Here is a 1,459-nt window from a genome sequence, read left to right as displayed (position 1 = left end):
CATGACCGCCGACCCGGTCGACGCCGCCTACGCCGAGCGCATCGGTCTGGTCACCGAGGTGTCGGCGGACCCGCGCGCTGCCGCCGAGAAGCTGGCCGATCGGATCGCGGCGCGCTCCCCGCACGCGGTGGCCGCCGCGAAGAAAATGTTCGACCGCACCTGGCAAACTTCGGTGCGCCGGACCCTGTCCATCGAACGCGCCACCCAGCTGCCTCTTATCGTCCGACAGGCCCTCGGACGTGATAGGAATGGAAAGTAAGCCAATTCACGGCAAACACACTGGCGTGCAGTCACGATCGACTCGCGATCACTGTTAGCATTTTCACACTTTGCCAACGAGTCGAACGCATTGTGCGGTCCGCCACATACCGTTTGGTCCGCGCATTATTCGGCGAGACCCGGAGGACGCACGCAATTGACCAAGACCGCTCCGCTGCTGCTGTCCGCTGTGGCCGGTGCCACGGCCTTGCTCCTGGCGATGACATCACCGGCCGCAGCGAACCCCAACGCCATCAATCCGATTCCCGTGCTCAATGGAACCAACGGTTTGCCACAGCTTCCGGGCCGGACCAAGGCCGTCTTCCAGGTCACCGGCATGGCGAGCCCGAACAACACCCAGGCCTACAACGTGCTCGGCACCGACCTGGGCATCATGTGGGACAACGGCAACGGCGAAATGCTGACCGCCTTCGGTGACACCGCCGGTCTGGGCCTGCCGAACCTGCTGGTCGGCAGCACCTGGGCCTGGCGCTCCAACATCCTGGTCCGCTCGCACACCCAGGACCCGTCCAACGGCGTCTACTTCGACTCCGTGGTGCGGGACATCTTCGGCCAGGCCCGCGACCTGATCCCCAGCCCCAAGATCCCCTTCATCGAGATCAGCCGCATCCCCACCGCGGCCATCTCGGTCGGCGGCACCCAGATCATGAGCCTGATGTCGGTGAAGAGCTGGGACGACGTCGGTCAGTGGACCACCAACTACTCCAGCCTCGCGGTCTCCGGCGACAACGGCGAGAACTGGGTCGAACTGCCGGCCACCCGCCGCGCCGACGACGGCGGCAACTCCAACTTCCAGATGAACGCCTTCGTCAAGCGCGGCGGCTTCCTCTACAACTTCGGCACCGACTCCGGGCGCAACCACCCGGCCTACGTGGCTCGCGTCCCGGAGGGCGCCGCCACCGATCTCGGCGCCTACGAGTACTGGGACGGCGGCCGGTGGCAGAAGGACGTCAATGCCGCGCAGCCGGTGGTGGGCGGCGGCGTCTCCGAGATGTCGGTGATGTGGAACGACTACCTCGGGCAATACATCATGCTGACCACGGACCCGTGGAACTCGGTGGTCATGTACACCTCGCCGAGCCCGGAGGGGCCGTGGAGCCCACCGTCGGTGCTCATCGACACCCGCGAACTCCCGACCGCGTACGCGCCCTACATCTTCCCGTACCAGACCGGGCGTGAC

General features: G+C 66.0%; 1 protein-coding gene and 1 pseudogene. Both read left to right on the top strand.

The features are described 5' to 3' along the window. A pseudogene (locus ACIRS4_RS36800) lies at positions 1-259 on the top strand (hypothetical protein); the annotation flags it as partial. Positions 260-415: 156 nt separating this feature from the next. Next, on the top strand, positions 416-1,459 hold a 1,044-nt coding region (locus ACIRS4_RS36795; protein WP_404204399.1), incomplete at its 3' end, for a DUF4185 domain-containing protein.

The sequence above is a fragment of the Streptomyces sp. NPDC101166 genome (assembly GCF_044768125.1).
Lineage (GTDB): Bacteria > Actinomycetota > Actinomycetes > Streptomycetales > Streptomycetaceae > Streptomyces.
The sequence above is the reverse complement of the archived record's forward strand: the minus strand, read 5'-3'. Positions and strand labels throughout refer to the sequence as shown.